Genomic DNA, 16,959 nt, shown 5'->3' on the forward strand with positions numbered 1-16,959 from the left:
TCGCATGTTGGCATCCTGTAGTATCCTGCTTAGGTATTATTTGAGGTATTGGTTAAGGTTGTTGTTTGGTAAAGATTTTAATCCCGCTACCACAGCCGCGGCATTTAATTTTGCGCCTGCCTCGTTGGTGTGGGTATGATCTTTCTCGGTAAAAAAATTTTTAATCTCTGTAGCACTTAAAGCGGCGTATTTATCTTTAATAATTTTGTTTAAAGGGATAAAATCAATTTTTTCGGCTTTGGCCACTTCTTTTGCCCAGCCGGCATAATTATCGTTGACTAAAACTACCTGATCATCCTTAACCGGATTACGCGGAATAGACGAACAGATGATGGGCGTTGCCCCTTTAGCTTTAACATCGTTAATAAATTTGCGCATGTACCAACCATAGGTATAAACGGTTTCCTGCTTTTTCTTGATGGGATTGTAGGTGTCTTTGCTTTCCATACCAATTCCTTTTATAGTGCCGCGGGCACGGGCAGTATCATCTAACGGACTGCTGTCGTTATGCCCGAATTGCATCATTACGAAATCGCCCTTTTTAATTTTTACCAGAACAGCATCCCAAAGGCCATTGGTTTGAAAGGTGCGGCTGCTGGTTCCACCCAGGGCATCATTTTCGACAGTTATTTTATCGGTATTGAACAAATTGCCAATAAAACTCCCCCAACCCCACAAAGAACCATCTCCTTTGCCTTTACCGTTTTTTACGGTCGAGTCGCCAATGAGAAATAAAGTGGGTTTAGCCTGCTGTTTTAAAACAATGCAGGAAGAAAAAATAATGAATGCGGTTAAGAGAATGAGGTATAGGTATTTAGTTGATTTCATTTTTGATTGATTACACCCTTCGGGCTTGATTACACAGATTAATGGATTGTAGAGATTATTTGGGATCGTCATTTCGACTGAAGCGTAGCGGAATGGAGAAATCTATTTACATAAACCTCGCAGGTTTAATTTGAAGTTCGTTAAAAAACCTGCGAGGTTTTGTTTCAAAGCAAATATTTCTTCAAATCACAATCCTTTAGCAACTTAATTCCCTCCACTACGGATTGGGCATTCACTTTTGCGCCTTCTAAATTGGTATGGGTATGGTCTCCAGGGAAATATAACTTCACTTTATCAGGCCCAAGCGTATCGTATTTATCGGCTGTAATTTTATTCAGATCGACGAAATAAGCATTTTCCTGTTGTGCTACTTCAGCGGCCCATTTGCCAAAATCGTTACTGGCACGTACTACTTTACCATCTTTAAAAATGTTTCGCGGAATCATGGAAACGACAATGGGCGTAGCTCCTTTTGCTTTGGTTTCGTGCACAAATTTGCGGATATACCAGCCATAGGTATGCACGGTTTCTACTTTCCCGTCAGGCCAGGTTAAAACTTTGGTTTCTTCCCCTGTCCCTTTTAAAACACCTCTTCTTCCTGCTTTTGTAGTATCGGGTGCGCTTCCATCGTTATGACCAAACTGCATGGTTACGAAATCGCCAGGCTTTAGCGTTTCCAAAACCTTATCCCAACGGCCTTCCGAAAGGTAAGTACGGGTGCTCCGGCCAGCCATGGCATTGTTTTCAACATGGATTTTTGTGGTATCGAAAAGCTCAACAATTGGTGTTCCCCAGCCCCAGGTTTCTTTATTGGAATTGCGAACGGTAGAATCGCCAATGGTATGTAAAGCTGGTTTATGCGGTGCAACAAAAGCAAGCGTGGCAAGGGTAATGATTACTCCGGTTAGGATGTAGCTATATTTTTTCATGATAATTTATTGAGAATTGCGGTGGTTTTTAATTGGTTTGATATTGGGTTTTGGAGGCTGGTTCATATCATCGCCCATGTAAAAACTGGTATGTGGTGGCTGATTGTAGCCTACATTTTGCCAGGCAACACTCAAACGGTACTGCGGATCGTGCATAAAGGTGTAAAAGCGGTGCGTGGTTGGAATGGTGGTGGTAAATATCCTCAGTTCGCTGGCATCGGCTGTACGGTAAATCACCTCCTCGCGCCAATCGCCCAAAATATCGGCCGATAATGCAGGGGTAGATTTGGTTCCATTATTGGATAAGCAGTTGTAGGCCCTTGCGTTCAGCAGCCAAACGGTTTTAGCATTTTCATAATCCCATTTATCAATCGAAGTGCTGTTTAAAAGTTCGCTCTGGCAGTCGCCATCCCAAAAAATACCGAAGTTAACACTTGGGTTAGTATTCGAAATTTTGTTGCCTTTGGCATCAAACATTCCTGTAATTCCTGCGCCGGCCACCCAACATTCAGATCCCCGGTATCTGGGGTCGATGTTTAGCGCCAACCCTCTTCCAGGCCCTTCGCCATCTGCCCCTGCACTTACCGAAGCTTTCTTCCACAATACCTCTCCCGTTCTTGCATCCCTGAAGTTTGCTCCGGCATCCGAAAACCTTTCCTGAATATCGAACACTTCCAATCCAGGCCTATCGGGGTCCAGATCGCCAACATGTAAAGCATCACCATGACCTAAACCTGTGGTATATAATCCTTTTCCATCATCATCGATGGTCATGGCGCCATAAATAATTTCATCTTTGCCATCGCCGTCTACATCGGTAATGCTTAAATTATGGTTTCCCTGACCGCCATATCGCTTATTACCATCCTCACCACTATCGAAAGTCCATCTTTTATGGAGATTTTTCCCGTTAAAATCCCAGGCGGTTATAAAAGTGCGGGTGTAATATCCTCGGCTCATAATTAAGCTGGGATGTTTTCCGTCGAGGTAAGCTACAGCCGCTAAAAAACGGTCCATTCTGTTGCCATAACCATCGCCCCAGGCCTTTTTTAGTTCTTCGGGCGAAGGATTGAGATTTGGAGAACGCTCAGGGATAAAGTTGGTTGTAGTAATTTCAGCTCCGGTTAAGCCGTCAAAAACAGTCAGAAACTCTGGCCCGGCTAAAATATATCCGCTTTTATTTCTCCAATCTTTAGTCGAATCGCCGATTACTTTCCCTTTTCCATCTATAGTCCCATCTGCTGTTTTACAAGCTATTTCTGCCCTGCCATCGCCATCCAAATCATACACGATAAACTGGGTGTAATGTGCACCTTCTCGAATATTTTTGCCCAGGTTAATGCGCCATAAAAAGGTACCATCCAGTTTATAGGCCTCCAGCAAAGGCTCCGAAGTAAAACCCGGATGAGAATTATCATGCGCTATGCCTGCCTGATGTAAAACAATTTCATATTCTCCATCGCCATCCAAATCGCCAACCGAAACATCGTTAGGCGTATAGCCAGCCAAAGTTTTTAGGGGGACAGACAAATACGGTTTGGCAGCGGTATTTTTTTGCAAGGTAAAAGCGCCGCTTTCCGGCTGTTCTTTTCCATGGATAACCGGTTTTACAAACCATTCGTTATCTACTGTGAAATTTATTTCTTTATCGGTAAAAATTGTAGCTCCGGTTATTGGTGTCTGGTTTAATTTTACCTCCTGGCTATGATTCGTTTTACGGTAAAGGTTAAAGGCAATATCATCAGGATCGGTGCCTAAAACCCGCCAGCTTACAAAAACGCTATCTCCGGGCATGTGTACCGCTACTACGCCCCGGCCCAATGCTTCCATTTGGCGTTGCGCCATTACTCCTGCCGGTAAAAGCAATGCGAAGCAAAAAATTAAAGCTTGTTTAATGGTACACATGTTATTTTTTAGGCTCTACAAGTACAATGCTAGGTTTTGGTGCTTTTTTCATCCCATAGCCGAAATAAAAACCGGTATGTGGCGGCTGGTTGTAACCATCGTTTTGCCAGGCAATGCTTAAACGGTACTGCGGATCGTGCATCAATGTATAATTGCGGTGTTCAGTTGGGATAGTAGTGGTATAAATGCGTAAGCTCTGGTTATCATAGCTTCTCAAAATCAGTTCCTCACGCCAATCGCCAAATAAATCGGCGCTTAAAGCCGGAGTAGATTTTGTTCCGTTGTTCGATACGCAGCCATCGGCCGTAAAAAGCCGCCCACCGTTGTATTTATCAATGTGGTTCCCATCCAAAAGTTCGCGCGATAAATCGCCATCCCAATAAATCAGGAAATTGGTAGAGCGGGGCTGATCACCAATCCTGTTCCCCTTAATGTCATATAGCCCGTTCGATCCCGACCACCACATCTGTGCGCCATAACGGGTGTTATCAATATTATCGGCCACGCCTCTGCCTACATCTTCATCATCAGAACCATTCCATAATATTTCACCGGTTTTGGCGGCATAAACTGCTGCCCCCGGTCCTTTTGTACCTTCTTCTATTTCATGTACGCCAAAAACTTCTAAACCCGGATGTTCGGGATCAAGATCCGAAACATGAATGGCATCGCCATGCCTTAAACCTGTGGTGTACAAACCTTTTCCATTATCATCAACACACATCGAACCATAAATTATTTCATCTTTACCATCATTATCTACATCAGCAACGGTAAGGTTATGGTTACCCTGACCCGAAAATGGATTTTTGCCATCTTTGGTATCAAATACCCATCTTGATGTTAGCTTTCCGTTACGCCAATCCCAGGCAGCCAAAACTGTCCGGCCGTAATAGCCCCTGCACATTACCACACTGGGATGTATCCCATCTAAATAGGCCACGCAGGCATTAAACCGGTCGACACGGTTACCAGTATTGTCGTTTTTACCATTACCACCTTTACCACCCCAGGCACCAATATCGCCACGGGCAGGAATGTAATCGGTAGTGGCCAGGGCTTCACCTGTTTTACCGCTAAAAACGGTTAAAAACTCCGGACCATCTAATATTTTTCCATTTTGGTTGCGCCAGTCCTTGGTGGCATCGCCAATTACTTTTCCTTTGCCATCAATTGATCCATCAGCAGTTTTACAAACCATTTCTGCTATGCCATCGCCATCCAGATCGTACACCATAAACTGGGTATAATGCGCCCCTTCACGGATATTTTTGCCCAGGTTAATTTCCCATAAAAAAGTACCATCCAGTTTGTAAGCCTGAAAAATTGGCGGGTCTGTCAATCCGTTTGAAGAGTTATCGCGGCCCCTGCCGGTTTGGTGCAACACAATATCATACTCACCATCGCCATCTAAATCACCCACCGAAACATCGTTTGGGGTATAGCCTGCAGGAGTTTTTAAAGGGATAGTTAAATATTGCTGAATAGGTTGGTTAGCAGCCAAAGTAAAAGCTTTACTGGCTTCAGATTCATGGCCTTTTAAAACCGGTTTAACAAAATAACTGTTGGCCTGCCCAAACTTAACACGAGCATCAATAAAGTTGCTGCTTTGGGTAATTGGGTCGTGATTGAGCTTTATCGCTTCGCTGTTTCCGGTTTTACGGTACAGGTTAAAAGCAATATCATCAGGATCGGTGCCCAATACACGCCAGCTTACATAAACCGAATCTTTATTCTGACGTACGGCAATTACCCCACGCCCCAGCTTTTCCAGCTGGCGCTGGGCAAAAATGGCACTGAAAGAAAATGTAAAGCTGATTAAACAGAAAATGAAGATTTTGATGTTCATAACTGTTTTATTGAAAATATAGTTTGTTCATGTTTGTATGTTAATTGGTTATTGAATTTTATAGCTTGCTTTGGCCGCCACAGCTACACCTTTATCGGTAATTCCATCGGCTTTAATACGCACATTGCTCTTATTATCACTGTTGTGAAAAGTAATAGTTGCCTCTCCGTTTTCGTTTGTTTTTACGCCGGGGTTCCAGAATATGGTGGTCCTTAAATCTTTGCTTTGGGTCGCTGGGTTAGCATAATTGGGAGAATAAAAAGTGCGGGCGTTGTAATAGCCATTTAAGTTAACGTTCAGCAGGTTTAAGTTCGCACCTCGCAACGCTTCGTCTTTTAATACCAGACTGATGAGATACACTTCATTATTAGAGCGACCAATTAAATGCTGCACTTTTACCTGACTGATCTGATCCATGGTTAAACTGTAATAATCGAGCCGTTCGGTAACCAGCTCTTCGCGGTTGTTTACTTTAATCCTGGGCCTTACTTTTTTTCCCTCAATAATAAAAGCCACCCCTTCATTCCCAATGCTATCGGTATCATCAACCGGCATGGCACCATTGGCCTTGGTTAACAGAAAATGTTCCAGTCCTTTATACGAGTAATCGGCTGCTGTAATGTTAAAAACCTGCTCCGGATAACCAAAACTGGTTAAGGTTTCTTCAAAAAGATTAACCTGCCTACTCTTCGCTGCTTTAATTTCCACTTCACTTAAGGTAATGGAATCGCCAAATTTATAAGTACGGTTATAATCCATGCGTTTACCCAACTCTACATTTAAAGGATTTGGAATACCCGTTTGTGGCATTTTTAGCGAAGCCAGGTTTAAGGGCTTAATTAAGGTATCAATCTGCAACCAGCCACCTTTTTTGCCTTTATCGTCTTTTGATGAAATTTTAATTGACTGGTTTCCGAACCATTTTAAGCCATCAAGGAAATAATTTCCCTCCTGATCGGTTTTGGTAGTAAAAAGCTTATCGCCGGTAAAATTAGAACCAAATAAAGTAATGTTCATATTGGCCAGTGGTTTATTGGCCAGCTTTTCTCTTACCGAACCTTTAATGGTAATACCTGGTTCGGGCATGTAGCTGATTTTTATACTCGAATCGGCCAGTTTTTTCCATAAATAATCTCTCCAGCCCTGTGTAAGTAATAGTAAGTCGAGCTGTTTTAACCGAGATGGATTACTTAGATCAAAATATTGTGCAGCGTTTTTAACCTCCCCTTTAATTTCCGATTGCAATAGCAGATAAGCCATGATATTTTGCCCATCATCCGGAATCATTTCATCAACAGCCGCCAAAGAGAGCGAAGTTTTAACTGGCTGGCCAAGTGCATTACTTGTTTTAACCTTTAATGTTACCTTTTCGCGTGGCTTATAAGTTGTCTTATCAGCCGTGATGGCCATATTGATATTTTCATCACCCTGAATAAATACGAGTCTTTCGCAATTAGGCCTGCCCTGATCGTCAAGGAGTGTGATAGCCGAAATTCCCCTTGCAAAACCCTTGGTTGGAAAAGTAACCAAAACTGTAGGCTTGATGAGTTTGATAGCGCCTGAATAAATTACATCACCGCCATGCTTTACCATGATAGTAATGGTTTTATCTTTTAATTCGGTAAAAATTGGTGCATTTGCACTAATTACTGCCTTTATATTAGCTGAATCGGTAGTAACGTGTAGCGAAAGTCCTTTACCCAATATAACAGGCAATGTTGCTGCGAATTTTTCCTGATCATACTGCCCGGTAACGCGGTACTTTTCGTCTGGTTGAGGCGTTAAAGCAAAAATGCCCATTCCGGCTTCGGTACTGTTAAATGTGGCAATGGTATCGCCTTTTGATGAGATTATGCTTCCGGTTGCTTTTAGTCCGTTTCCAAGCTCATCATTGGTTTTAAAAGCTACCACACTTGTTATGCCCTCAACCAGCGAACCGCCTTCGGGGAAAAACGCAATTGATTTTGTTTTGCCGGCTGTTGCAGTAACATCGTTCTTTTTCTCCGCATTGCGGGTAAAATAAGAAGCGTTTTCCACAATATTATTGCTTACATATATCCTTTTCTGAAACACAAAATCATTACCAAAATTCCGCATCCAGCTGGTGTATGCCCTAATGTTGTACCAGCCCGAAGGAATGGAATCTTTTAATTCGAAATCGCCTTTGCCCAAACCTCCATCAATTCTGATAATTTTACTATCGAGTACAACTGATTTTGAAGAAACCAGCTCAACATATAAGTTGTTGCTGGTAGCGGTTAAGCTGGTGCTTTTTCCATTAACCAGATAGGCACTAAACCAAACCGTTTCGCCGGTGCTGTAATAACTACGGTCTAGTTGCAAATAAGATTTCTCAAAAAACAATTTAATACCCGGCTTAGCAATAGCAGGTACAGTTTTTTGCTGCGCGAAACCACAAAATGCAAGTACATTTAAAAGTGTAAGCAAAAGATATTTTTTGAAATCCATAGTAATTTTTCGATGGAATAAAACTGCTTTTCGGGCATAAACAGCCCTGCAAAAAACATCATCAATACAAGAAATATTGGCGTAGCGAAGGCTCATCATGTGCAATTGGTTAGCGAATCTTAACAGAAGCGTAGTAACAACGGTTAAATGATCCAAGCCGAATGTAAATAGTATATTTTTAACGTGCATCCTGTAGTATCCTGCTTTTTAATGATGACAATATGTTATAAGAAAGATTTTAAGGGTTTCTTGAAAATAAATTAAAAACATCAAGTAAAAAGTTACTTTACTAAACCCTTTTACTACTCCCTGACCAATTTTCGCGCGTCATATCATTATTCAGAATGCTAATATTCTAGAATTTATTAACAAAATTGACATGCAACAAAAAAATAAATGTTAAATTAACGTTTATTATTTTAAATATTTTACTTTTACGATTAGATTCTTCCAAATATTAAACCGTATGAAATTAAATTACCCTGTAAAAAGTGTGTTTTCTGCATGCATAGCGTATGCTACAATTGGAATTGGGTTCATATCCGAAGTACAAGCGCAAACCGCAAAAGTAATTAAAGTAAAAACCGACCATGCTATTGCCAAAGTGCAGCCTAACATGTGGGGAGTTTTTTTCGAGGACATTAACTTTGGTGCCGATGGTGGTATTTATGCCGAGTTGATTAAAAACCGTTCTTTCGAGTTTGCCAAACCCTTAATGGGTTGGAGTATTCAAAGAAAAAGGCCACAGGAAGGCGAAATATTGGTGGTAAACCGCAAGGAGGTGAACACCGCCAACCCAAGGTATTTACAGGTAAAAAAACAAACAGACGATTTTGAACTGGTTAACGAGGGCTTTAAAGGAATTGGTGTAAAAAAAGGCCTGCGTTACGATTTTTCGGTTATGTACCGTCAAGCTAAGCCTGGGGTTAAACTGGTACTCCTGTTAAAAGATGCCAGCAACAAGGTAATTGGGCAAGGAAGCCTAACACCCGATCAAACGGGGAACGACTGGAAAAAGCAATCGGCTAGCTTTACTGCTACCGAAACCGACCCTAAAGCCAAATTCTCTATTTTATTCCAGGGCAATGGAAATATCGATCTGGATATGATCTCCTTGTTTCCCGGCGATACCTGGAAAAACCGTCCGCAAGGTTTAAGGGCAGATATGGTACAGTTACTGGCCGATATGAAACCCGGCTTTATCCGCTTCCCAGGTGGCTGTATTGTAGAAGGAACAGATCTGGCCAACCGTTACCAATGGAAGAAAACCATTGGCCCAATCGAAAACAGACAGCTGATTATGAACCGCTGGAATACCGAGTTTGCTCATCGCCCTGCACCCGATTATTACCAAAGCTTTGGTTTGGGCTTTTTCGAATATTTTCAACTGGCCGAAGATATTGGTTCGGATGCTTTACCGATCTTAAACTGTGGCATGGCCTGCCAGTTTAACTCGGCCGAAGTGGCTTCACTTGATGAACTTGATCCTTACGTACAGGATGCTTTAGACCTTATTGAATTTGCCAATGGCGATATCACCACCAAATGGGGCAAAATGCGCGCTGATTTAGGACACCCGAAACCTTTCAATTTAAAAATGATGGGCGTGGGTAACGAAAACTGGGGACCACAATATTTAGAAAGGGTGGCAATTTTTACCAAAGCCATCAAAGCCAAATATCCTGATTTTAAACTCATCAACAGCTCGGGTACCGACCCTGACGGCGACCGCTTTAACCTATTGAACAATACTTTAAGAAGCAACAATGCCGATTTTATAGATGAACATTATTACCGCCCGGCCGATTGGTTTTTAAAAAATGCTGGCCGATATGATAGCTATCCCAGAAACGGATCGAAGGTTTTTGTGGGCGAGTATGCTGTACATGCCAGTGGCAATATTACCGGCAGCAATAAAAACAACTGGCAAAGTGCGTTGGCTTCAGCATCGTTAATGACGGGTTTAGAGCGCAACGCCGATGTAGTGCAAATGGCTTCTTATGCCCCACTTTTTGCTCATATCGATGCCTGGCAATGGGCTCCCGATATGATTTGGGTTGATAACCTGAAATCGTACGGCACGCCTGATTATTATGTGCAGAAACTTTTTTCGACCAATAAAGGCACCGATGTGGTAACCATTACTCTGGGCGATAAAAACATTACCGGTCAGGATGGTTTATACGCTTCTGCGGTAACTGATAAAGGCAAAAAAGAACTGATCATTAAAATTGCCAATAACTCAGACCAGGCACAAAATATAGATTTTGACCTGGATGGAAAATTGAAACTCAGAAACAAGGCTACCAACGAGGAAATAGCCAACAGCAATTTAAACCAACTCAACTCTTTCGATAACCCGGAAGCAGTAAGTCCGCAAAAGCATACCATTAACCTGAAAGGCAAAAAACTGAACCTGGCTTTAAAGCCCTACTCTTTTAACGTTATCAAAATTCCATTTAACCAATAGATTCAAGAGATTATGATTAAAAAACTATTCTTCTCTGCCACCATGCTCTGTTGTGCCATTTTTGCACAGGCGCAAAACGAAACGCAGTTAACCATTAAACCTGCAGGCGATCAGATTGTAAGCAAACACATTTACGGTCATTTTTCTGAACATTTGGGCCGTTGTATTTACGATGGTTTTTGGGTAGATGAAAATTCAACTATTCCAAATAAAGGGCGAATCAGACTCGATATTGTAGATGCCCTAAAGAAAATTAAAGTACCTAACCTACGCTGGCCCGGTGGCTGCTTTGCCGATGAATACCATTGGCGTGATGGCATAGGACCACGAAACCAGCGCCCAAAAATGGTGAATACCAACTGGGGAGGCGTAACTGAGGACAATAGCTTTGGAACTCACGAGTTTTTAGATCTCTGCCAGATGATTGACTGCGAACCTTACATAGCGGGCAACGTGGGTAGCGGAACCGTTGAAGAAATGGCCAAATGGGTAGAATACCTGAATTTTGATGGAGTAAGCCCAATGACGGCTATCCGCAGCCAAAATGGAAGGGAAAAACCATGGAAAGTGACATTTTGGGGCGTAGGAAACGAAAGCTGGGGATGTGGCGGCAATATGACTCCTGCTTACTATTCTGATTTATACCGCAGGTATGCAACTTATGCCCGCAACTATCCGGGTGCACCGTTAAAAAGGATTGCCAGTGGTGCAAACTCGGGCGATTACAACTGGACCGAAACCTGCATGAAAAATATTGGCAACCAGATGTGGGGACTAACTTTGCATTATTATACGATCCCAACAGGCAGCTGGGGTGTAAAAGGATCAGCAACCAAATTTGATGAAGCACAGTATTTCTCGACCATGAAAAACTGCTTAAAAATGGAAGAGCTGGTAACCAAACACTCAGCCATTATGGACAAATACGATCCGAAAAAGAAAGTAGCCCTGGTGGTAGATGAATGGGGAATCTGGACGGATGTAGAACCCGGCACAAATCCTGGTTTCTTATATCAGCAAAACAGCTTACGCGATGCACTTATTGCCGGCACTACCTTAAACATCTTTAACAACCATTCTGACCGTGTTAAAATGGCCAATCTGGCACAAACTGTTAATGTACTTCAAGCCTTAATTTTAACCGAAAAGGATAAAATGATCCTCACGCCTACCTACCATGTTTTTGATTTGTACAAAGTGCACCAGGATGCTAAATACTTACCAATTGCTTTTACCAGTCCTGATTATGCTGTAGGCGACCAAAAAATTCCAGCCTTAAACGTTTCTGCCTCGCAGGATGCCAGCGGTGCAATCCATATTTCGTTGGTTAACCTCGATCCGAACAAGAAAATTGCTTTAAGCACAGTTTTAGATGGTTTGAAATGGAGCACAGTTACCGGCCAGATCTTAACTTCGGCCAAACTAACCGATGTAAACAGTTTTACAGATGCCAATAAAGTGCATAATGCCAAGTTTAACGGCGCAAAAAAATCAGGAAACAGTTTAAAGGTAGAATTACCGGCTCAATCGGTTGTGGTATTAGAATTAAAATAATTGAAGATGAAATATAAAATTGCAAGCCTTATATTTTTGCTGTTTTCAGCTAACCAAATGCTTAAGGCGCAAACTAAATACGAAATTACAAGCCCGGATAAAGAATTAAGTGTTTCAGTTTTTCTTAAAAATAAACAAGCTTATTATACCATCAGCAGAAAATCTGCTCCTGTACTGGCAAATTCATCACTTGGTTTAATACGCGAAGATGCAGATTTTGCTAAAAACCTTACCGTAATGTCGGTTTCTAAAAATGAGCTGGTTAAAGATAACTATACTTTAAAAAACGGTAAAAGGCTAAACAATCAATATCTGGCCAATAAGCGGATTTTACACCTGCAAAATGCATCGGCACAAAAGATGGATGTTATTTTTCAGGTTTCAAATGATGGCGTGGCTTTCCGTTATTATTTTCCTGATGCAGATACACAACTGAAAAAAATTACTGAAGAAAAAACGGCATTTCATTTCTTTGAAAGTACCAAAGCCTGGATGCAACCCATGTCGGTTGCTAAAACCGGTTGGGAAAGTACTAATCCATCGTACGAAGAATATTATAAAAAAGAGATCAGTGTAGGAACGCCTGCGCCCACCCAAGCAGGTTGGGTTTATCCGGCGTTGTTTAATTATAAGAATACCTGGTTGCTGGTTACCGAAGTTGGCTTAGATGGCGGTTATTGCGCCACCCGGTTAAAGCAAAATTCGCCGGCAGGAAATTATCAGGTGGGCTTTCCAGACGGCAGAGAAGCTTTTACCAACCAAAATGTAAATCCCGAATCTACATTGCCCTGGTACACGCCCTGGCGGGTAATTGCTGTTGGCAGCCTTAAAAAAGTAACCGAATCTACTCTAGGGACTGATTTAGCCGCTCCGGCAAAAACAGCTATCAATCCCGAGTTATTTCAACTTGGCAAAGCTTCCTGGAGCTGGATCATGTTGAAAGATAATTCGATTGTTTACGACATACAGAAAAAATACATCGATTTCGCGGCTGATATGAAATGGGAATACTGCCTGATTGATGTGGATTGGGACACAAAAATAGGCTATGAAAAAATGCAGCAACTGGCCGATTATGCCAAATCGAAAAATGTAGGTTTATTGCTTTGGTACAACTCTGCCGGCGATTGGAACACCGTAAAGTATACACCAAAAAATAAATTAACCACACACGAAAACCGTTTAAAAGAATTTGCTTTGCTCCAAAAAATGGGCATCAAAGGCATAAAAGTCGATTTTTTTGGAGGTGATGGTCAATCGATGATCCGCTATTACCTTGAACTTTTTGAAGATGCAGCAAAATTCGGTTTAAGTGTTAACTGCCATGGCGCAACTTTGCCAAGAGGCTGGCAACGCACTTACCCGAACCTGGTTACCATGGAATCGATTAAGGGAATGGAATTTATCACTTTCGATCAAAACAATGCAAACGAGGAGCCTTTGCATGCCACTACCATTCCATTTACGAGGAATATATTCGATCCGATGGACTTTACACCGATGAACTTATCTAAAATCCCAAATATTAAACGTAAAACCACTGCTGCATTCGAACTGGCCTTGCCTGTAATTTTCCAATCAGGTGTTCAGCATTTGGCCGAATCGCCTAATGGTATGGCGACAGTACCAGCTTATGTAAAATCATTTTTGCAAACTTTTCCGGCAAGCTGGGAAGACACTAAATTTATTGATGGTTACCCTGGTAAATTTGTAGTGATGGCACGTAAAGCAGGTTCGAAATGGTATATCGCCGGTATAAATGGCGAAAATTCGGATAAGCTAATCAACCTTGATTTTTCAAAATTCAACGCAAAAGAGGCTGAAATCATTATTGATGCCGAAGAGGGTACTGATTTTATAACCGGAGGCATCGACCTTAAATCTCCCCCTCCTGTTAAAATGAAACCATATGGCGGTTTTGTAATTGTTGTAACGCAGAAATAAAATCATGAAGAAACTATTCTATACAGCTTTACTGCTTATTTGTGCTATTTTAAATGTGCAGGCACAGGCTAAAAAGGAAATTTATCTTTTCGCTTACTTTAAAAGCAATGGCGAAGATGGGCTTCACCTGGCTTACAGTACCGATGCCTATAAATGGACAGCATTAAAAAATGATCAATCTTTCCTCACTCCTGCTGTAAGTAATGACAAGTTGATGCGCGATCCATGCATTATCCGTGGGGCCGATGGCCTGTTTCACATGGTGTGGACGGTTAGCTGGAAAGATAAAGGCATTGGTTATGCCAGCTCTAAAGATTTAATCAACTGGAGCGAGCAACAATTTATACCGGTTATGGCAAAAGAAGCAGGCGCACGCAATACCTGGGCACCTGAAATAACCTACGACAGCCAGACCAAAACCTACATGATTTATTGGGCCACAACCATTAGCGGTAAGTTTAACGAAACGGCTTCGACAGAAGAAAGTGGCTACAACCACCGGATGTATTATATTACTACTAAAGATTTTAAAACCTTTTCAGAAACTAAACTTCTTTACGACCCCGGCTTTAATGTAATTGATGCAACTATTGTTAAAGATGGTAAACAGTTTGTGATGTTTTTAAAAGACGAAACCCGTGAGCCAGCTCAAAAAAACATTAAAATGGCTTATTCCGATCAGTTAATTGGTCCTTACAGCAAAGCTGGAAACCCGATTACCGGAAATTACTGGGCCGAAGGACCAACTACCTTAAAAACCGGCAACAACTGGATGGTATATTTTGATAAGTACCGTGATCATAAATACGGTGCAATCCAATCTACAGATTTAAAAAACTGGATCGATGTTTCCGATAAAATCAGCCTACCAAAAGGTTTAAGGCATGGCACCATCCTTAGCATTAAAGAAAAAGAACTTAAAGAATTATTAAAACAATAAGTATGGTAAAGAATTTTAAAAGATGCGGATTGATTTTAATGCTCGCATCTACCTACTTTACAGTTAAAGCACAAGAGCAGATCATAGTAGCCAAAGGCAACCCAATTATTACCGATAAGTACACCGCCGATCCAGCTGCTTTTGTATATGGCGATTCGGTTTACCTCTACACCGGGCACGATGTACCGCCAAAGCCTAAAAACACTTACGAAATGCACGAATGGCTGTGTTATTCGTCTGCAGATATGGTTACCTGGAAAGAACACAAATCGCCGCTCAATGTAAAAGATTTTGCATGGGCGAAAGACGATGCCTGGGCTTCGCAGGTGATTGAAAGAGATGGTAAATTTTATTGGTACGTAGCCATTACCCATGGCACGATACATGGCAAATCTATTGGCGTAGCTGTAGCCGATAATCCGAGAGGCCCTTTTAAAGATGCTATCGGAAAAGCTTTAATCACCAATGATATGACTACCGATGTAAAAATTAGCTGGGATGATATCGATCCAACTGTAATTATCGATGATGACGGTCAGGCTTATTTATTTTGGGGCAATCAGAAATGTTATTACGCCAAACTGAAAAAAAACATGATCGAACTGGATGGGCCAATACAGAAAGTAGATGTACCCGAGTTTACCGAAGCCCCATGGGTACACAAAAGAAAAGGATGGTATTATCTGTCTTACGCCTCTCAATTCCCTGAAAAAATTGTGTATGCAATGAGTAAAAACATTAATGGTCCCTGGGAATATAAAGGCATTTTAAATGAAATTGCCGGAAATTCGAATACCAACCATCAAGCTATTATTGATTTTAAAGGTAAATCATATTTCATTTACCACAATGGCGCCATCAATACCGATGGAGGCAGCTTTAGGCGTTCGGTATGTATCGATTACCTGAATTATAACAGTGATGGAACAATGAAACGTGTGGTAATGACCAGCGAAGGGATTAAGAAAGCTAAGTAGATCTTTTAATCATTTACATCAATGCTGATCCGACAGTAAAGTATAGAAGTCAAGTTTTTAAAAACTTGACTTCTATGGATTATATGCATCGATTTTAAAATTCAGGAAAGGATTTAACCAATCTGTCCGTAGAGTTCCGAAGGGCGCTACGGATATTATAAATAGAAAAGAGTCTACGACTCGTTTTTATTGGGTTTAAAAACTCATTCTTATTCACTAATCCGTAGTGACGCTGCGCTTAACACTACGGACAGGAAATGAAGACGATCGTATCTGATTGTACAAAACCTACTTCACTAACCTCACTTCATACACATTCGCTATCGTTGAGCCACTATCCGCAACAAACTTCAGCTCCAGCTCTGCTTTTAGCAATGCCTTTGGAATTTCGTACTCCTGTGTATAAAAAGCCTCCCCTTTACTCCCATCAAGCTTTACGTGTTCAACAGCAACACCATTAATCCATATCGAAAAGTTTCTGTTCTTATCCTTCCCGTAATAAGTTAAGATCAGCTTCTTAGCCAGTAAATCCTTGTTTTTAAGTGAATAACCGAACCATCCTTTTCCATTTCTAAAATGTCTTTCTTTATATGTGCCGTTATCGGTTTGCTCACCTTTGAAATGATGATCCGACTCTGGTTGTTGTTCGCCTGTATTGACCAAATCGACTGTTTTCTGCTCCAATATCATCTTTTCCTCTTCTGCCAATTTAATCGCTTTGGCACGTTCGGGCAATGCCGTTGTACTGCTATATGGAAAATAAACCACGTAACGCTTTTCGGCCAAAGTATAAAACGGTACCAGCTTTAACGATTTATATTTAGGTTGATAAATCGCATTTTGAGCACTAAAAGTTAAAGTGTTCCGATCAGTCAGCGTAATTTCTTGCGCTAAAGTATTTTTACTACCTGTAACCAGCGGTGCATCGCTAATTGGAAATAAAGCGCCCGAAGCGATGTGCCCCATCCTGCTATCATCGGCTGTTAAATTGGGTTCACTTAAAGTATCGAGTGACGCTGCAAGCACAATCGGACCACGAAGAAAAGCCACCCAATCCGAACCATCAGGCATAAACTCAGTTGTGGTGTTCATTG

The 16,959-nt window shown here is 41.5% G+C and carries 11 protein-coding genes; 5 read left to right on the forward strand and 6 right to left on the reverse strand.

What is annotated here, in order from left to right; translation table 11 throughout:
• Positions 1–36: 36 nt before the first annotated feature.
• The 5 genes from G7074_RS02630 to G7074_RS02650 form a co-directional block, all read right to left on the reverse strand.
• Positions 37–828 (reverse strand): rhamnogalacturonan acetylesterase, encoded by a 792-nt coding sequence (locus tag G7074_RS02630; protein WP_166206709.1) that lies wholly within the window; start codon positions 826–828, stop codon positions 37–39.
• Between the two features lie 164 nt (positions 829–992).
• A complete protein-coding gene (locus G7074_RS02635; RefSeq protein ID WP_166206712.1) occupies positions 993–1,757 on the reverse strand; it encodes a rhamnogalacturonan acetylesterase in 765 nt (254 codons plus the stop codon).
• A gap of 6 nt (positions 1,758–1,763) precedes the next feature.
• Positions 1,764–3,662: a rhamnogalacturonan lyase gene (locus G7074_RS02640; protein ID WP_205944145.1), complete on the reverse strand. Its 1,899-nt coding sequence runs from the start codon at positions 3,660–3,662 to the stop codon at positions 1,764–1,766.
• Position 3,663: 1 nt separating this feature from the next.
• Positions 3,664–5,511 carry a rhamnogalacturonan lyase gene (locus tag G7074_RS02645; protein ID WP_166206715.1) on the reverse strand — a complete coding sequence of 616 codons (1,848 nt, stop codon included), beginning with the start codon at positions 5,509–5,511 and terminating at the stop codon, positions 3,664–3,666.
• 48 nt (positions 5,512–5,559) lie between these two features.
• Positions 5,560–8,079, reverse strand: a complete 2,520-nt coding sequence (locus G7074_RS02650) for a hypothetical protein (RefSeq protein WP_166206718.1) — start codon at positions 8,077–8,079, stop codon at positions 5,560–5,562.
• Positions 8,080–8,446: 367 nt separating this feature from the next.
• Here G7074_RS02650 and G7074_RS02655 point away from each other — a divergent pair, with 367 nt between their 5' ends.
• From G7074_RS02655 to G7074_RS02675, 5 genes are read left to right on the forward strand one after another with little or no spacing between them, the layout of a single operon-like run.
• Positions 8,447–10,450, forward strand: a complete 2,004-nt coding sequence (locus tag G7074_RS02655; RefSeq protein WP_166206721.1) for an alpha-L-arabinofuranosidase C-terminal domain-containing protein — start codon at positions 8,447–8,449, stop codon at positions 10,448–10,450.
• Positions 10,451–10,462: 12 nt separating this feature from the next.
• Positions 10,463–12,004, forward strand: a complete 1,542-nt coding sequence (locus G7074_RS02660) for an alpha-N-arabinofuranosidase (RefSeq protein WP_124560130.1) — start codon at positions 10,463–10,465, stop codon at positions 12,002–12,004.
• Between the two features lie 6 nt (positions 12,005–12,010).
• Entirely contained in the window at positions 12,011–13,948 is a 1,938-nt protein-coding gene (locus tag G7074_RS02665) for a glycoside hydrolase family 97 protein (protein WP_166206724.1), read from the forward strand.
• Positions 13,949–13,952: 4 nt separating this feature from the next.
• Entirely contained in the window at positions 13,953–14,888 is a 936-nt protein-coding gene (locus G7074_RS02670; RefSeq protein WP_166206727.1) for a glycoside hydrolase family 43 protein, read from the forward strand.
• 2 nt (positions 14,889–14,890) lie between these two features.
• Positions 14,891–15,865: a glycoside hydrolase family 43 protein gene (locus G7074_RS02675; RefSeq protein ID WP_166206730.1), complete on the forward strand. Its 975-nt coding sequence runs from the start codon at positions 14,891–14,893 to the stop codon at positions 15,863–15,865.
• 288 nt (positions 15,866–16,153) lie between these two features.
• Here the strand turns inward: G7074_RS02675 and G7074_RS27825 are convergent, their stop codons facing one another.
• Positions 16,154–16,957, reverse strand: coding sequence for a DUF6805 domain-containing protein (locus tag G7074_RS27825; protein WP_370526636.1), 804 nt, complete (start codon positions 16,955–16,957; stop codon positions 16,154–16,156).
• Between the last annotated feature and the right edge of the window lie 2 nt (positions 16,958–16,959).

It is taken from the genome of Pedobacter sp. HDW13 (genome assembly GCF_011303555.1).
Classification (GTDB): Bacteria; Bacteroidota; Bacteroidia; order Sphingobacteriales; family Sphingobacteriaceae; genus Pedobacter.